Here is a 16,035-nt window from a genome sequence, read left to right on the forward strand (position 1 = left end):
GGAACGGACCGGCATGTCGACCCTCCTCGAACGCCTGGCGCGGGTGGCGCGCCGCGCCGTCGGCGGCCCGGCCCTCGCCACCAAGGCCGCCGCGGCCCCGGCCTTCGCCCTCTACGCCGAGGGCCGGGCCAGCTGGACGCCCCGCGATCCGGCGGCGCTCGCCCGGGCCGGCTACCAGGCCAACCCGGTGGTCCACCGGGCGGTGCGGCTCGTCGCCGAGAGCGCCGCGAGCCTGCCGCTGATCGCCACCGGCCCCGGCGCCGCGCGCGCGGGCGACCTGCTGGCCCTGCTGGCGCGGCCGAACCCCCGGGAGAGCGGCCCGCACCTCCTGGAGACGCTCTACGCCGACCTCCTGCTCACCGGCACGGCCTACCTGGAGGCGGTGAGCCTCGACGGGCGGGTCGCCGCGCTCCAGGCCCTGCGGCCCGGGCGGATGCGGGCGCTGCCGGGCCCGGACGGCTGGCCGGCGGCCTACCTGTACACGGCGGGCGGGCGCAGCCGCCGGTTCGACCTCCCCGAGCCGGGCACCGCCGTGGCGCCGATCCTGGCGCTGGCGCTGTTCCACCCGGAGGACGAGACCGGCGGCCTCGCCCCGATCGCGGCGGCGGCCGCGGCCCTCGACATCCACAACGCCGCGAGCGCCTGGAACAAGGCGCTGCTCGACAACGCCGCCCGTCCGTCCGGCGCCCTCGTCTTCGCCGGGGCGACGCTGTCCGAGCCGCAATTCGACCGGCTGAAGGCGGAGCTGGAGGCGAACTACCAGGGCGCCGCCAATGCCGGCCGGCCGCTCCTGCTGGAGGGCGGCCTCGACTGGAAGCCGCTCGCGCTCTCGCCGCGGGACATGGACTTCGTGGCGGCCAAGGACGCGGCCGCCCGGGAGATCGCCCTGGCCTTCGGCGTGCCGCCGCTGCTGCTCGGCCTCCCCGGCGACAACACCCACGCCAACTACGCCGAGGCCAACCGCGCCCTCTACCGCCAGACCCTGGTCCCCCTCGCGGCCCGCACCGCCCAGGCGCTGGCCGGCTGGCTGGAGCCCGCCTTCGGCGCGATCGACCTGGAGCCGGACCTCGACCGGATCGAGGCGCTCGCCGGCGAGCGGGAATCCCTGTGGCGCCGGGTCCAGGCCGCGGACTTCCTGTCGGTGGCGGAGAAGCGGGAGGCCGTCGGCTACCCGCCCGCGATGCCGCCGGCGCCGGGCACTCCCTGAGGCGCGGGTCTCCGCGTCGGCTGCGGACGTCCCCTCACCGGCCCACCCGAGGATCCCCTATGGACGGCCACTTCTCCGGCTATGCCAGCCTGTTCGGCGTGCCCGATCTCGGCCGCGACGTGGTGGTGCCGGGCGCCTTCGCGGCGAGCCTCGCCCGCCGCGGGGCCGCGGATGTGCGGCTCCTGTTCCAGCACGACCCGGCCGAGCCGATCGGCCGCTGGCTCGCCCTGCGCGAGGACGGCCGCGGCCTGTTCGCGGAGGGCCAGCTCAACCTCGCCGTGCGGCGCGCCCGGGAGGTCGACGCCCTGATGCGCGCCGGCGGCCTCGACGGGCTCTCGATCGGTTTCCGCACGCTGCGCGCCCGGAAGGGCGCCGGCGGCGAGCGCCGGCTCCAGCAGGTCGACCTCTGGGAGATCTCGCTCGTGACCTTCCCGCTGCAGCCGGGGGCCAGGGCGCGCCCAACCCCGGTTCCGGGCCCGGGCCCGGAGGCCGACGCGATCCGCGACCTCGCCGGCCTGATCGCGCCGCCGCGCGCCGCGAGACCCGCCGCGAGACCTGCCGCGAGACCTGCCACTCGGCCGCTGCCGGCCGCGCGATCCTGACTTCCACCCCCGACGAGGCCCGCCATGGACGCCCAGACCCCGATCGCCGAACCCGCCCTCGCGCCGCCGCGCGGCCTGCCGTCGCTGGAGAACAAGGCCGCCCACCCCGAGGGCGGCCCGGTCCGCTCCGCCCTCAACGAGCTCGCCGCCGCCTTCGCGGCCTTCAAGGAGACGAACGACGCGCGGATCGACCGGATCGAGGGCCGCCTCGGCGTCGACGTGCTCACCGAGGAGAAGCTCGCCCGGATCGACGCGGCCCTCGACGCCGCCCGCACCCGCCTCGACCGCATCGCCCTGGAGCGGGCCCGGCCGCCCCTCGAGCAGCCGGATGCGCGGGGGCCGGGGACCGCGCACGAGCACAAGGCCGCCTTCGACCTCTACGTCCGGGCGGGCGAGAGCGCCGGGCTCAAGCGCCTCGAGGCCAAGGCGCTGTCGGCCGGCTCCGGGCCGGACGGCGGCTACCTCGTCCCCGACACGATCGAGCGGACCGTGCTGACGCGCCTCGGCCAGGTCTCGCCGATCCGGTCGATCGCCAGCGTTCAGGCGATCTCGGGCGCCCAGTACAAGCGCGCCGTCTCGGTCGGCGCGCCGGTCACCGGCTGGGCCGCCGAGACCGCGCCGCGGCCCGAGACCGCCGCGCCGGCCCTGTCGGAGATCGCGTTCCCCGCCATGGAGCTCTACGCGATGCCGGCCGCCACCCAGACGCTCCTCGACGATGCCGTGGTGGATCTCGACGCATGGCTCTCGGCCGAGGTGGAGACCGCCTTCGCCGAGCAGGAGGGCGTCGCCTTCGTGTCCGGCAACGGCGCGAGCCGCCCGCGGGGCTTCCTGAGCTACGACACGGTCGCCAACGCCGCCTGGGTGCCGGGCAAGATCGGCACGGTCGCCACCGGGGCGGCCGGGGCGTTCCCGTCGGCCAGCCCGGGGGACGTGCTGTTCGACCTGATCTACGGGCTGCGCGCGGCCTACCGGCAGAATGCCGGCTTCGTCATGAACCGGCGCACCCAGAGCGCGATCCGCAAGTTCAAGGACTCGGAGGGCAACTATCTCTGGCAGCCGCCGCTCGCCGCCGGCCGGGCCGCGACGCTGGTCGGCTTCCCGGTCACCGAGGCCGAGGCGATGCCGGATCTCGCCAAGGACAGCCTGTCGGTGGCCTTCGGCGATTTCCGCCGGGGCTACCTCGTGGTCGACCGGACCGGGATGCGGGTGCTGCGCGACCCGTACTCGGCCAAGCCCTACGTGCTGTTCTACACCACCAGGCGCGTCGGCGGCGGGGTGCAGGACTTCGACGCGCTCAAGCTCCTGAAGTTCTCCTGAGCGCCCACGGCAAGGCGGGCCGCGGCGTGGCCGCGGCCCGCGTCGGCGGTCAGCGGCCCGCGTTGCCGTCGCGCAGGGTGCCGGTCGGCTCCTGCACGTGCGCCTCGAGGAACCAGAGGTGCTTGTCGACCGCCCGCGAGATCTCGGTGAACAGGTCGGCGGTGTCGGGATCGCCGGCCTCGTCGGTCTCGTCGATGTTCTGCCGCACCGCGTTGGCGTAGGCGGCGTAGCTGTCGATCAGCGCGGCGATGTGGTCGGCGATGGCGTAGATGCCCGTCGGGTAGGCCGGCAGCTTGGTGCGCTCGGCGACCGCCTGGGTCGAGCCGAAGGCCGTGGCGCCGAGCTGGACCGCGCGCTCCGCGACGCTGTCGTTCAGCTCGTCGAGCTGGGTGCGGAACCCGTCGAGCATCTCGTGGACGCCGATGAATTGGGGGCCCTTGAGGTTCCAGTGGGCCTGCTTGATCGCCAGGGCCAGATCGATGCCGTCCGCGAGCCGCGCGTTGAGCGCCTCGATCGAGACCTTCTTGGCGTTCGAGTCGGTGTTGTTGCGGGTCTTGTGCGTCCGCGGGGTGTTGCTGGTGCCGGTGTCGGCCATGCTCTCGCTCCGTGAGCCGGTAAGGTTCGGATGCGAAAAGTGCCGATCGGCCCCCAGGTTCCCGCAGGCGCGAAGGATCCGCGGGAGGGCGGCGGCTTTGCCGCGGCGGGGCCGGGCCGTTCTAGCGCCGGCGGCCCGGGCGGGCCATCCAGTCGGACCGGTTGCCGCGGGGCGCGGTCTCGCCGACCTGGATGCGCGACAGCTCCGCCGAGCGCGCGGCGATCCAGCCGGCATGCTCGGCGACCGGCGTCACGGCGGTGAAGCCCCCGCAGGCGGTCCGGCGCGCGCCCTGCTGCAGGGCGCCGCTCGACCAGCTCACCACGCCGACGATCCGGTAGCCGCCGGGGCCGCCGGTCAGGATCGGGCCGCCGGAATCGCCCAGGCAGGCGCCGGCGCCCGAGGTCTCCGCCATGCGCCGCCGATCGGTCACGACGGTCACCCGGTTGGCGACCTGGAGCGAGCCGATCGACACAAGGTGGGCGAGCCGCAGGATCCGCGCCGAGTTCCGCCGGTTCTCGGCCACCACACCGAAGCCCGCGATGTCCACGGGCTGCCCGTCGGTGATCGAGGCCGCGCCCCGGGGATCGAGGGGCACGAAATCGGTGCCGAGGGGCTGCTCGAGCTTGAGCAGCGCCAGGTCGACGCCGGGCTGGTCCTCGGGGGTCGTCCCGGGCACGAAGTCCGGGTGCATGGAGGCGGTGATCACCGCGGTCCGGTGCTGGCGGAAGTTCCGGTCGACGCTGATCACCGTGTAGCCGGCCGGCCGCATCACGCAGTGGGCCGCGCTGAGCACGAGGTCCGGGGCGATCAGCGTCCCCGAGCAGATCTCGCCCTCGGTGCTCTCGATCCGCACCACGAAGCTGCGCGCCCCGTTCGGGTCCCGCGTCGTCGTGCCGTTGATCACCGCCGCCGCGGGCGTGGGCAGCAGGCCGCCGAGGGCGCCGAGCAGCGACAGGCCCAGGATCCCGCCCCACAGGCCGCCGCGCAGGCTGCGCTCGCGGGGGCCGGCCTTTCGGATCGGGCGAGGGGACATCGGGAACTCCGGGCGCGCGCGGGCGCGGGTGGGGGACGCCGGAGGCGGCGCCGAGACGGCCTAGGGCACGGCACCCTAGAGGAAGCGAGCCTAGAGCAAGGCAATAGCCCGGCCAAGCTGAGGTTCCCTGCGCGCACCGCGCCGCGACGCTACTGCGCCCAGCGCGCCGTCCGGTTCCAGCCGTCGAGCACGCGGTCGATCCAGCCCCGCTGCGGCCCCACCAGGACGCCCTGGGTCAGGCCGCCGCAGGCGCCGCCGATCCAGGCCGACACGGCCAGCACCGCCCCGTCCGGTCCCGCGATCGGGCCGCCGGAATCGCCCTGGCAGGCGCCGCCGCCCGCGCCCTTGAGCCAGACCAGGATGCGGCTCGGCCCGTAGGGCTCGATCACCGGCAGGCCGAGGCTGCGATAGGTGCCGGTGGAGCGCGGGTCGCCGGGCCTGGCCGCGCCGTAGCCCGCCAGGGTCAGGGTCTCGCCCGCCCGCGCCGGGGCGGCGCTCAGGGTCACGGGCGCGAAGCGCGCGGGCAGCGGCGTCGCGGTGCGCAGCAGCGCGAGGTCGACGGAGCGCCGCCGGGCCGCGGCCGCGCCGGCATCGTAGCCCGGATGGAGCGCCTGCGCGGCGACGTCGACGAGCACGGGCGCCCCGGCGGCGTCGCGGAAATGGACGCGGTGCTCCCGCGCGTCGGCGAGGCAGTGGCCGGCGGTCAGCACCGTGTCGGGGGCGAGCACCACGCCGGTGCAGACGCCGCCCCTCGACGACAGGACCATCACGGCCCCGCCGGCCGGCGCCTCGGTGCCGCCGACGATCGCCCGCGCCGGGACGGCCGCGAGAGCCAGGATCGCCGTCAGCATCGCCGTCAGCATCGCCGCCAGGATCGCCGTCAGGGCCGTCGCCGGCGCGGCGCGGGCCGCGGGGCGGCGCTTCGAGATCGTCATCGGACCACCTGCAGAGAGACGCGCGATGATCCCGTTACGCATCGCCGCCGCCGCCGTCGAGCCGGTGGGCGTGCCCGACCTGCGCGCCTACCTGCGCGTCGACTCCGACGCGGGCGCCGACGAGGACGGCCTGCTCCAGGCCCTGATCGCGGCGGCGCGCGCGAGCCTGGAGGTCGAGACCCGGCGGATCCTGGTCCCGGGGCGGTACCGGATCGCCCTGTCCGCCTGGCCGCCCGACGGGCAGGTGCCGCTGCCCCTGAGCCCGCTGGTCGCGGTCCTCCGCGCCGGCCTCGCGGATCCGTCCGGAGGCGTCACCGACCTCGACGCCGGGCTGGTGCGCCTCGGCCCCGACCCGGACGCGGCGCCGTCCCTGCGGGTCGACCCGTCCGCGCCGGATCCCGCCGGCCGCACCATCCTGATCGAGGTCGCGGCCGGGTACGGCGGCGACGGGCCCCCGCTCCCAGAGCCCCTGCGCCTCGCGGTCCTGCGCCTCGCGGCCGCCCGCTACGAGCATCGCGGCGACGAGCCCGACGCCGCCCGCACCGACACCGCCGCCCTCGCCGCGCCGTTCCGGCGCCTGCGGCTGTGATCCTCGCACCCGGAGCTGCCCCGATGGCGATCTCGCCCCAACGCCCAGCCCTCGGCGCGCGGCGCCGCCGCTTCGTGCTCGAGCGGCCCCTGGAAGAGCCGGACGGGTTCGGGGGCGTGCTGCGCCGCTACGTGGCCGGCCCGGTCCTGTGGGGCGCCATGGCCCCGGCGGGGCTCGCCGACCGCCCGGCCGGCGGCCGCACCGACACGCGGCCCGCCTACCGCGTCACCCTGCGGAGCCGGGCCGCGCTCGACCCGACCATGCGCCTCGCCGCCGGGCCGCGCCGCTTCGCGATCCGCGCCGTCGCCGAGCCCGACGCGCGGGGCCGCGACCTGGTCTGTCACGTCGAGGAACTGCCCGGTGAGGGCCGGTCGTGAGCGATCCGGGCCCGCTCCTGGCGCTCCGCGCCGGCCTGATCGCCCGCTTCGCCGCCGACGCCGCCCTGGCCGCCCTCCTGGGCGGCCGGGTCCGGCTCTACGATGAGCCGCCGCGGGGCACGCTCCCGGTCTACGCGCTGTTCGGCGAGTCCGAGATCACCGACGCGTCCGTCGACGGCGCCGAGCGCCACCGGCACAGCCACGCGATCGCGGTGATCGCTCAGGCAGGCTCGGTGCGCACCGCCCTCGACGCCGCGGCGCGGATGGCGGCGCTGCTCGCGGACGGGGCGACGCCCCTCGTCCTGCCGCTGGCCGGCTGCCGGCTCGTCACCCTCCGGGTGCGGGCCGTCCGCGCCCACCGCGACGCCCGGACCGGCGAGGCGCGGGCGACCCTGACGGTCGAGGCCGTCACCGAGAACCTGTGAGGAGGGTGCCGATGGGCGCGCAGAAGGGCAAGGACCTGCTGATCCGGGCCGGCGACGGCGCGGGCAGCTTCGCGGCGGTGGCGGGCCTGCGCAGCCGCCAGATCACCCTCAACGCCGAGACCGTCGACGTCACCAACGCCGATTCCGCCGGGCGCTGGCGCGAGCTGCTCGCCGGGGCCGGGGTGCGGCGGGCCGCGATCGCCGGCTCCGGCGTGTTCCGCGACCAGGCCTCGGACGCGCGCCTGCGGCTGCTGTTCTTCGAGGGCGCGGTCGAGGCGTTCCAGATCGTGATCCCGGCCTTCGGGATCCTGGAGGGTCCGTTCCAGATCGCGAGCCTGGAGTACCGGGGCGACCATGCCGGCGAGGTCACCTTCGACATGAGCCTCGAATCCGGCGGCGCGCTCGCCTTCGCGGCGGTCTGAGCGCCGTGGCCAACCGGATCCGCGGCGAGGTGCCGCTCACCCTCGGCGGGCGGCGCTACACACTCTGCCTCACCCTCGGGGCGCTCGCCGAGCTGGAGGCCGCGCTCCAGGCCGGCGACCTCGCGGGCCTCGCCGCGCGCTTCGCGGGCGGGCGCGTCTCGGCCCGCGACCTGATCGCCCTCCTGGGCGTCGCCCTGCGGGGCGGCGGCCACGACCTCGACGACGCGGCGGTGGCGCGGCTGCCGCTGGCGGGCGGGCTCGACGCCGTCTCGGCCGCCCTGGGCGACGTCCTGGCGGCCGCCTTCGGGGAGTTGCCGGGCGGGGAGGCGCCGGGCCCGGCAAACCCTCCCTAGGGCCGGACGCGGACAAGCCGCCGCGTCCGGCCCCGGACCGCTTCCCCTGGGACGACGCCCTGGCCCTCGGCCTCGGCGCGCTGGGCTGGCGACCCCGCGACTTCTGGTCGGCGACGCCGCGCGAGTTCGCCGCCGCGCTCGGCCGGCGCGCGGGCCCGGAACCTCTGACCCGGGCCGCCTTCGCGCGGCTCCTCGCCGCCCATCCCGACCCACCGTGAGGCGCCGCCATGGCCGAGACCGACGCGCAGACCGACCCGCAGGCCGACCCGCAGGCCGACGACCGCATCCGGCAGCTCGAGACCCTGGACCGGCTGGCGCAGAGTTTCGGCCGCAGCCTCGACACGGCGCTGACCCGGGGGGCCGCGTCCGGCCGCAGCCTCGACGGCGTGCTCGGCACGATCGGGGCGCGCCTCGCGGGCGTGGCGGCGCGGGCGGCGGCCGGGCCGATCCAGTCGGGCCTCACGGGCCTGGTCGGCGCGATGCTGGGCTCCGGCGCGGAGACGGGCTTCGCCCGGGGCGGCGTGTTCCGGGGCGGCCGCGTCCAGCCCTTCGCCGCCGGGGGCGTCGTGGCCGCCCCGACCTACTTCCCGATGGCGGGCGGTGCCGGCCTCATGGGCGAGGCCGGCCCGGAGGCGATCCTGCCCCTCGGCCGCGGGCCGGACGGGCGCCTCGGCGTCGCCGCGGGCGGCGCCCCGACGCGGCCGGTCTCCGTGACGGTCAACATCGCGACCCCCGATCCGGGGGCCTTCCGCCGCTCGGAGGCGCAGGTGACCGCGAGCCTCGCCCGGGCGGTGGCGCGCGGCCAGCGGGCGACGTGACGGCGGCCGGCACGGCCGCCGCGCGGCCCGTCGCGGGTCACGCGGCCTCGCGCGCCTGCGTCTCCCGCGCCCGGCTGGTGCGGCCGTCGACGCTCACCGGCGCGACGCCCTGGATCGTCACGCGGCGGACCACGCGGGGCGCCTCGCCGTAATCGTCCACCGCCCGGTGGACCGTGGCGCGGTTGTCCCAGATCGCCACGTCGCCCGTCCGCCACGACCAGCGCACGGTGTTCTCGGGCCGGGTCGCGTGGTCGTGGAAGATCGCCAGCAGATGCTGCGAATCCGCGGTGGTCAGGCCCAGGATCCGCTGGATGAAGTGGCCGACGATCAGCGAGCGCTCCCCGGTCTCCGGGTGGACGTGGACCAGCGGGTGCTCGGTCTCGAACACGGTCTTGGTGAACACCTCGTCGTAGCGCCGCCGCCCGGCCTCCGACACGTTCACCCGGCCGCCGACATAGTCGTAGACGTTGGAGTGCAGCGCCCAGAGCTTGTCGGCGAGGTCGCGCAGGGGCTCGGGCAGGTCCGCGTAGGCCGCCGCCGTGTTGGCCCAGAGCGTGTCGCCGCCGTAGGGCGGCAGCGTCACGGCCCGCAGGATCGAGAGCGCCGGGTAGGCCGGCACGAAGGTCACGTCGGTGTGCCAGGAACTCGCCCGCTCGCCCCGGCTGCCGTCGATGTCGAGGACCCCCGCCGTGCCGGCGAGGGAGGGGACGGTCGGATGCGCGACGAGGTCGCCGAGGCGCCGGCCGAAGGCCTCCTGCCCGGCCTCGTCGAGGTCCTGGTCGCGGAAGAACACCACCTTGTGGGTGTTCAGCGCCTGCCGGATCGCCGCGACCGTCCCGTCGTCCAGGTCTCCCGAGAGGGCGACGCCGCGGATCTCCGCGCCGAGACGGCCGGCGACGCGGCGGATGTCGAGGATGGGGGCGGACGCGTGGAGGGGCTGGGGGACGGCGCTCATCGAAAGGTTTCCCAGGCAGGGCGGCGACGGGATGCGCGGATCGCGCGATGAACCGAGGTGCTCGGACCGGGAGAACTTCGGACGACCTCCGCTCCGGCACGTCGATCTTCGATCGATCGCTGTCCTTTGTCGATGAACGGAGTTTTTTATTTTCCGGTCTCGCCCGGAAGACTCTTTTCAGCCGGTCCCGTCCGGCGGCGATCACGTTCCCCGACGTCGCGCGGGGGCCGGCCGAGGCGGGGCACCGCGATCGTCCCCGCGAGCGGAGCGACGCGATCCCGCGGCGCCACGGTCACCGATGTCGCGCTGCCCTGGGTCGCTTCGCTGCGCGCGACGACGGTGAGGACCCGGACGACCGGCGCGGCAACAGCGCGATCCCAACCGGAGTGGCCCGCCATGGCCGAAGACTTCCACGAGGTGCTGTTCCCCCTCGACGTGTCCCTGCGCGCCGGCGGGGGGCCGCAGCGGCTCACCGAGATCGTGACCCTGGCCTCGGGCCGGGAGCACCGGAACGGCCGCTGGGCCGATTCCCGCCGCCGCTACGAGGCCGGCTTCGGGATGCGCGGCCTCGACGCCCTGCACGCCGTGCTGGCCTTCTTCGAGGAGCGGCGCGGGCGGCTCTACGGCTTCCGGTTCCGCGACCGGGTCGACAGCCGGTCCGGACCGCCCGGCCGACCGATCGGCCCCCTCGATCAGCCCCTCGGCACCGGCGACGGCGCCACCGCGTCCTTCCCGCTGCTCAAGACCTACGGGTCCGGCTTCGCGCCCTACCGCCGCCGGATCGCCAAGCCGGTGGCGGGCAGCGTCCGGGTCGCGGTGGCGGGCCGGGAGGTGGAGCCCGGTGGCTTCGCCTGCGACCCGACGACCGGTCTCGTGACCTTCGCGGCGGGCCAGGTCCCGCCGCCCGGCGCCGCGGTGACGGCGGGCTTCAGCTTCGACGTGCCGGTCCGCTTCGACACCGACGCGCTGACCGTCGACCTGGCCGCCTTCACGGCCGGGGAGATCCCGCGGGTGCCGCTCGTCGAGATCGTGCCCTGAGGAGGCGTGACGCCATGCGCGACATCCCGGAGGCCTTCGCGGCCCATCTCGCCGGCGGCGTGACCACCCTGTGCCGCTGCTGGTCCCTGCGGCGGCGGGACGGGCTCGCCCTCGGCTTCACCGACCACGACCGCGACCTGACCGTCGCGGGCCTCGTCCACGCCGCCCGCACCGGCCTGGAGGCGGCCGAGGCCGGCGCCGAGCTCGGCTTCGCGGTCTCGGGCGGCGACGTCGCCGGGGCGCTCAGCGGCCTCGGCCTCACCGAGGCGGACATCGCCGGCGGCCTCTACGACGGCGCCGCCGTGGAGACCTGGCTGGTCGACTGGACCGAGCCCGAGACCCGGCTCCTCCTCGACGTCGCCACGATCGGCGAGGTGCGCCGCGACGGGGACGCCTTCGTGGCCGAGCTGCGCGGCCTGACGCACCGGCTCGGCGCCGAGCGGGGCCGCACCTACCGGGCGACCTGCGGCGCCGATCTCGGGGACGGGCGCTGCCGCGTCGACCGCGGCGCGTGGACGACCGCCGGCCGGGTGACCGGCGTCCCGGAGCCGGCCACGCTCGCGGCGACGCTCGCCGGACCGTTCGCGGACGGCCTGTTCACCGGCGGGCGGCTGACCTGGACCACGGGCGCCAATGCCGGGCTCGCGGCGGATGTGCGCCTCCAACTCGGGCCGCTGATCGAGCTCTGGACCGCGCCGCCCCGGCCGGTCGATCCCGGCGACGGGTTCAGCCTCACGGCCGGGTGCGACAAGCGCCTCGCCACCTGCCGCGACCGCTTCGCCAACGCGGTCAATTTCCAGGGCTTCCCGCACATGCCCGGCAACGACGCGGTGATGCGGTCGGTCCCGGGCTCGGACCACGTCCTCGACGGCGGGAGCCTGTTCCGATGAGCGCGATGCGGCGGGAGATCGGCCGAGAGATCGGTGTCGCGGCGCTCGGCGAGGCGCGGCTGTGGCTGGGCACCCCCTACCGCCACCAGGCGTCGCTGCGCGGCGTGGGCTGCGACTGCCTGGGCCTGCTGCGCGGGGTCTGGCGCGGGCTCTACGGCGCCGAGCCCGAGGCGCCGCCGCCCTATTCCGGCACCTGGGCGGAATCGGCCGCGCCCGGGACCGACCCGCTGACCGAGGCGGCCGCCCGCCACCTCGTGCCGGTGCCGGATAGGCCCGCGGCCTGCGCGCCGCGGCCGGGCGACGTCCTGCTCTTCGCCTTCCGCCGCCACCTGCCGGCCCGCCACTGCGCCATCGCCACCGGTGACGGCGCGATGATCCATGCCCACGACGGGGCGGCGGTCGCCGAGGTGGCGCTGACCGCGTGGTGGCGGCGGCACGCGACGGGGGTGTTCCGGTTTCCGGAGGTCCCCACAGGCCGCGGCGACGCGGAGTCCGACCTGCAGCCCGGCCCCGGTGAGCGCCGAGGCCGGCGTGTCGCGGGCGAGTCGGTCGATCCCGGAGCCCCGTCATGGCGACGCTGATCCTGTCCTCGGCCGGCGCGGCCGCGGGCACCGCCCTCGGCGGCCCGATCGGCGGCCTGGTCGGGCGGGCGCTCGGCTCGGTCGCGGGCGCGGCCCTCGGCGGCGCCCTGTCGGGGTCCGGGCGGCACGCGCGCCTCGTCGAGGGGCCGCGGCTCGCGGACGTCGCCGGGCTCACCTCCACCGAGGGCGATCCGATCCCCCGGGTCTACGGGCGGGCGCGGATCGGCGGCACCCTGATCTGGGCGACCCGTCCGCTGGAGCTCGCCAACACCGCGGTGCAGCGCGCCGCCGCACCCGCCAAGGGCGTGGGCGGCCTGGCGGGCGGCTCGAAGACCGTCACGACCCGCTACAGCTACTTCGCCAACCTCGCGGTCGGCCTGTGCGAGGGCGAGATCGCCTGCGTCCGCCGGATCTGGGCGGACGGCCGGGAGATCGACCAGGCCGGCCTGACCCTGCGGGTCCATACCGGCGGCCCCGGCCAGGAGCCGGACCCGCTGATCGTCGCCAAGGAGGGGGCCGGGGACGCGCCGGCCTATCGCGGCCTCGCCTACGTGGTGTTCGAGAACCTGGCCCTCGCGGCCTTCGGCAACCGCGTCCCGCAATTCGCCTTCGAGGTGATCCGCCCGGTCAACGGCCTGTTCGACCGGGTGCGCGCCGTCGACCTGATCCCCGGCGCCAGCGAGTTCGGCCTCGATCCGGACCGCGTCACCGTCGATCTCGGGCTCGGCCGCACCGAGGCCGCCAACCGGCACCAGCTCCAGCGCGGCACCGACGTCGTCGCCTCGCTCGACGCCCTCCAGGCACTCTGCCCGAACCTGCGCCGGGTCGCCGTGGTGGCGACGTGGTTCGGCACCGACCTGCGGGCGGGATCCTGCCGGGTGGTGCCCAAGGTCGAGGCCGCCGACAAGCGCGCCCGGCCGGAGGATTGGCGGGTCGCCGGGATCACCCGCGACCGGGCCGAGACGGTCTCGACCCTGCCGGACGGCAGCCCCGCCTACGGCGGCACCCCGGCGGATGCGGGCCTGACCCGGCTGGTGGCCGAGCTGGCGCGAAGGGGGCTCGCGGTGTCGCTCTACCCGTTCGTCATGATGGACGTGCCGGCCGGCAACGCGCTGCCCGATCCGCACAGCCCCGGCGCCGCGCAGCCCGCCTATCCCTGGCGCGGCCGCATCACCTGCGATCCGGCTCCCGGCGTTCCGGGGAGCCCGGACGGCACCGCCGCGGCCGACGCGCAGGTCGCGGCCTTCTTCGCGGGCGGCTACCGCGCCGCGGTCCTGCACTACGCCGACCTCGCGGCCGGCTGGGCGGCCTCGGGCGCGCCGCTCGCGGCCTTCGTGATCGGCAGCGAGCTCGTCGGCCTGACCCGGGTGCGCGGCGCGGCCGGCTACCCGGCGGTGCGCGCGCTGCGCGACCTCGCCGCCGCGCTCCGCGACCGCCTCGGCCCGGCGGTCACCCTGGTCTACGGCGCGGACTGGACCGAGTACGGCGCCCATGTCGGCGACGGCGGCGCCACGGTGCGCTTCCCCCTCGACGACCTGTTCGCCGACCCGAATATCGGCGCCGTCGGGATCGACTGGTACCCGCCCGTCTCCGACTGGCGCGACGGCCCGGACCACGCCGACCTCGCGGTGACGGGCGACATCGCCGACCGGGCCTATCTGAAGGCCCGGGGCGCGTCCGGCGAGGCCTTCGACTGGTACTACGCCGACGCGGAGGACCGCGCCGCCCAGCGGCGCCGGCCGATCACCGACGGCGCCGCCGGCAAGCCCTGGATCTACCGGGCCAAGGACCTCGTCGCGTGGTGGTCGAGCCCGCACGTGGAGCGCGACGGCGGCGTCGAGACCCGCACCACCGCCTGGGTGCCGGCCGGCAAGCCGATCTGGCTCACCGAGATCGGCGTGCCGGCGGTGGACAAGGGCACCAACGGCCCCAACGTCTTCCCGGACCCGAAATCGTCCGAGAGCGCCTTCCCGCCGGAATCCCGCGCCCTGCGCGACGAGCTGATCCAGCTCCGCGGGCTGGAGGCCGTGATCGCCCGGTTCGACCCGGCCGTGCCGGGCTTCCTGGAGGCCGACAACCCGGTCTCGCCGGTCTACGGCGGCCGCATGGTCGATCCCGACGGGATCTTCGTCTGGGCCTGGGACGCGCGGCCCTTCCCGGCCTTCCCGACGGTGCGGGGCGTGTGGGCCGACGCCGCCAACTGGCGCGTCGGCCACTGGATCACCGGCCGGATCGAGGGCTGCGACCTCGACCTGCTGGTCCTGAAGATCCTCGCGGATTTCGGCTTCGACGCGCCGGTCTCCGTGGAGGCCGCCGCCTATCTCGACGGCTACGTGATCGACCGGCCGCTGACGGCGCGGGGCGCCCTGGAGACCCTGGCGCAGGTCTACGGCCTCGACGTCTCGGCGGTGGCCGGGACCCTGCGGCTGCGCGGCCCCCGGCGCGACCGGCCGGTCGTGCTGGCCGAGGCCGACCTCGTCCGGCTGTCGGAGGAGCGGCCGGTCCTGCACCAGGTCCGGGCCGAGGAGAGCGCCCTGCCGCGCTCCGTGGAGCTCGGGATCACCGATTCCGAGAGCCCGGATTACCGCCGCGCCGCGGCCTCGGCCGTGCGGCCCGCCGGCCAGCGGCGGCGCGAGACCCGGATCGAGGCGGCGATCGTCACCCGCCGCGAGACCGGCGACGGCCTCGCCGAGGCGCTGCTCGACCGGCTGATCGCGGCCCGCGACGGCGCGGTGTTCACCGTGAGCCCGCGCCGGGTCGAGCTGGAGCCCGGCGACCTCGTGGCGGTGCCGGCCGACGTGCCCGGCGGCACGGTCCTGCGCCGGATCGACCGGATCGACGACGCGCCCACGGGCCGCCGGATCGAGGCGAGCGGCGTGCCGCCCCGGGCGGGGCCCGGGCGCGGGGTGCCCCGCCCGATGGCCCAGGCGGCGGTGGCGCCGCCCGCCTTCCCGGGCCCGCCGCTCGCCCTCGCCCTCGACCTGCCGGTCGACCGCGGCGACCCGGTCACCCTGCAATACTGCGCGGTGGCGGCCGAGCCCTGGCCCGGCGCGGTCGCGATCTGGCGCGCCGCGGGCGACGGGCCGCTCGCCCTGCACCACGTCGTCGACTACCCGGCCTGCCTCGGGCGCACCCTGTCGGCGCTGCCGGCCGGCCCGCTCTGGCGGATCCAGAGGGGCGTCCACCTCGACGTCGCCCTGCGGCGCGGCGCGGCCCTCGCGTCGATCGGGGAGGGGGCGATGCTCGCTGGGGGCAACCTGTTCGCCCTGCTCGGCGCGGACGGAGCCGTGGAGCTGCTCGGCGCCGCGTCCGCGGTCCTGACCGGGCCCGACACCTACCGGCTGTCCGGCTTCCTGCGCGGGCTCGCGGGCAGCGAGGCGGCGGCGGGGCGCGTCAGCCCGGCGGGGAGCCTGATCGTGCGCCTCGACGACGGCGCCGTGACGCCCCTGGTCGACCGGCTGGACGAGGTCGGCCGCGCGTTCCGCTACCGGATCGGGCCGGCGGACAGCGATCCGGCCGATCCGGCCGTCACCGAGCTCACCGCCGCGGCCGGCCTCGCGGCCCTGACGCCCCTGCGGCCGGTCCACCTGCGCGCGCGGCGCGCGGCGGACGGCGTGCGGCTCTCCTGGATCCGCCGGGCCCGCCGCGACGGCGACGCCTGGGAGCCGGCCGAGATCCCGCTCGACGAGCCGGACGCCTACGCCGTGACGGTGTTCTCCGCCGCCGGCGCGGCCCTGCGCACGCTCCGATCCGCGGCGCAGCACTGTCTCTACGGGGACGAGGCGGCCGATTTCGGCGGCGCCCAGACGCATCTCGACGTGGCCGTGGCGCAGATCGGGCCGGTCGCCGGCCCCGGCCCCGCCTGCCGCGCCCGAATCCCCGTCCGTTCGGCCTGACC

The 16,035-nt window shown here is 76.7% G+C and carries 17 protein-coding genes and 1 pseudogene; 14 read left to right on the forward strand and 4 right to left on the reverse strand.

From position 1 onward, the window contains the following. The first annotated feature begins 13 nt into the window (after positions 1–13). Genes ACTJK8_RS05130 through ACTJK8_RS05140 form a run of 3 tightly spaced genes read left to right on the forward strand, consistent with a single transcriptional unit; the run spans position 14 to position 3,126 of the window. Positions 14–1,207 carry a phage portal protein gene (locus ACTJK8_RS05130; protein WP_012321873.1) on the forward strand — a complete coding sequence of 398 codons (1,194 nt, stop codon included), beginning with the start codon at positions 14–16 and terminating at the stop codon, positions 1,205–1,207. Positions 1,208–1,266: 59 nt separating this feature from the next. Next, the gene (locus ACTJK8_RS05135) at positions 1,267–1,809 is read left to right on the forward strand and encodes an HK97 family phage prohead protease (protein WP_063110056.1); all 543 of its coding nucleotides are present in this window, start codon (positions 1,267–1,269) and stop codon (positions 1,807–1,809) included. A gap of 24 nt (positions 1,810–1,833) precedes the next feature. Further along, positions 1,834–3,126: a phage major capsid protein gene (locus tag ACTJK8_RS05140; protein WP_440761620.1), complete on the forward strand. Its 1,293-nt coding sequence runs from the start codon at positions 1,834–1,836 to the stop codon at positions 3,124–3,126. A gap of 49 nt (positions 3,127–3,175) precedes the next feature. On the opposite strand, the gene dps is transcribed toward ACTJK8_RS05140, so the two are convergent. The 3 genes from dps to ACTJK8_RS05155 all read right to left on the reverse strand — a co-directional run bounded on the left by dps (position 3,176) and on the right by ACTJK8_RS05155 (position 5,689). Beyond that, positions 3,176–3,721 carry a DNA starvation/stationary phase protection protein Dps gene (gene dps / locus ACTJK8_RS05145; RefSeq protein WP_012321876.1) on the reverse strand — a complete coding sequence of 182 codons (546 nt, stop codon included), beginning with the start codon at positions 3,719–3,721 and terminating at the stop codon, positions 3,176–3,178. Between the two features lie 121 nt (positions 3,722–3,842). Continuing rightward, a complete protein-coding gene (locus ACTJK8_RS05150) occupies positions 3,843–4,754 on the reverse strand; it encodes a S1 family peptidase (protein ID WP_012321877.1) in 912 nt (303 codons plus the stop codon). A 149-nt stretch (positions 4,755–4,903) separates the two neighbouring features. Beyond that, positions 4,904–5,689, reverse strand: coding sequence for a S1 family peptidase (locus ACTJK8_RS05155; protein ID WP_029361547.1), 786 nt, complete (start codon positions 5,687–5,689; stop codon positions 4,904–4,906). Between the two features lie 25 nt (positions 5,690–5,714). Here ACTJK8_RS05155 and ACTJK8_RS05160 point away from each other — a divergent pair, with 25 nt between their 5' ends. From ACTJK8_RS05160 to ACTJK8_RS05190, 7 genes and pseudogenes are all read left to right on the forward strand, one after another. Next, positions 5,715–6,278, forward strand: a complete 564-nt coding sequence (locus ACTJK8_RS05160; RefSeq protein WP_012321879.1) for a head-tail connector protein — start codon at positions 5,715–5,717, stop codon at positions 6,276–6,278. Positions 6,279–6,301: 23 nt separating this feature from the next. Then, entirely contained in the window at positions 6,302–6,655 is a 354-nt protein-coding gene (locus tag ACTJK8_RS05165; protein ID WP_012321880.1) for a head-tail adaptor protein, read from the forward strand. Beyond that, a complete protein-coding gene (gene gp17, locus ACTJK8_RS05170) occupies positions 6,652–7,080 on the forward strand; it encodes a tail completion protein gp17 (protein ID WP_012321881.1) in 429 nt (142 codons plus the stop codon). Before ACTJK8_RS05165 ends, gp17 begins: the two co-directional genes overlap by 4 nt. Before the next feature lie 11 nt (positions 7,081–7,091). Next, positions 7,092–7,502, forward strand: a complete 411-nt coding sequence (locus ACTJK8_RS05175) for a phage major tail protein, TP901-1 family (RefSeq protein WP_440761621.1) — start codon at positions 7,092–7,094, stop codon at positions 7,500–7,502. A gap of 5 nt (positions 7,503–7,507) precedes the next feature. Beyond that, on the forward strand, positions 7,508–7,855 hold the full coding sequence (locus ACTJK8_RS05180) for a gene transfer agent family protein (protein ID WP_024828357.1): 348 nt from the start codon (positions 7,508–7,510) through the stop codon (positions 7,853–7,855). 53 nt (positions 7,856–7,908) lie between these two features. Next, positions 7,909–8,073 (forward strand): annotated as a pseudogene (locus ACTJK8_RS05185) (phage tail assembly chaperone); the annotation flags it as partial. Between the two features lie 9 nt (positions 8,074–8,082). Further along, positions 8,083–8,673 carry a phage tail tape measure protein gene (locus ACTJK8_RS05190; RefSeq protein ID WP_440761622.1) on the forward strand — a complete coding sequence of 197 codons (591 nt, stop codon included), beginning with the start codon at positions 8,083–8,085 and terminating at the stop codon, positions 8,671–8,673. A gap of 37 nt (positions 8,674–8,710) precedes the next feature. Here ACTJK8_RS05190 and ACTJK8_RS05195 read toward each other — a convergent pair whose 3' ends face one another. Continuing rightward, positions 8,711–9,628 carry a TauD/TfdA dioxygenase family protein gene (locus tag ACTJK8_RS05195; protein ID WP_063110085.1) on the reverse strand — a complete coding sequence of 306 codons (918 nt, stop codon included), beginning with the start codon at positions 9,626–9,628 and terminating at the stop codon, positions 8,711–8,713. 396 nt (positions 9,629–10,024) lie between these two features. Here ACTJK8_RS05195 and ACTJK8_RS05200 point away from each other — a divergent pair, with 396 nt between their 5' ends. From ACTJK8_RS05200 to ACTJK8_RS05215, 4 genes are read left to right on the forward strand one after another with little or no spacing between them, the layout of a single operon-like run. Then, complete coding sequence (locus tag ACTJK8_RS05200) at positions 10,025–10,666, forward strand: DUF2460 domain-containing protein (protein ID WP_029361583.1); 642 nt, start codon at positions 10,025–10,027, stop codon at positions 10,664–10,666. A 14-nt stretch (positions 10,667–10,680) separates the two neighbouring features. Beyond that, positions 10,681–11,556, forward strand: coding sequence for a DUF2163 domain-containing protein (locus ACTJK8_RS05205; RefSeq protein WP_012321887.1), 876 nt, complete (start codon positions 10,681–10,683; stop codon positions 11,554–11,556). After that, positions 11,553–12,137, forward strand: coding sequence for an NlpC/P60 family protein (locus tag ACTJK8_RS05210; RefSeq protein ID WP_012321888.1), 585 nt, complete (start codon positions 11,553–11,555; stop codon positions 12,135–12,137). The genes ACTJK8_RS05205 and ACTJK8_RS05210 overlap by 4 nt, the downstream gene beginning before the upstream one ends. Continuing rightward, complete coding sequence (locus tag ACTJK8_RS05215) at positions 12,125–16,033, forward strand: baseplate multidomain protein megatron (protein WP_440761623.1); 3,909 nt, start codon at positions 12,125–12,127, stop codon at positions 16,031–16,033. Before ACTJK8_RS05210 ends, ACTJK8_RS05215 begins: the two co-directional genes overlap by 13 nt. Positions 16,034–16,035 lie beyond the last annotated feature (2 nt).

Origin of the sequence: Methylobacterium sp. 22177 (assembly GCF_052045615.1) — a bacterium.
Taxonomy (GTDB): Bacteria; Pseudomonadota; Alphaproteobacteria; order Rhizobiales; family Beijerinckiaceae; genus Methylobacterium; species Methylobacterium radiotolerans.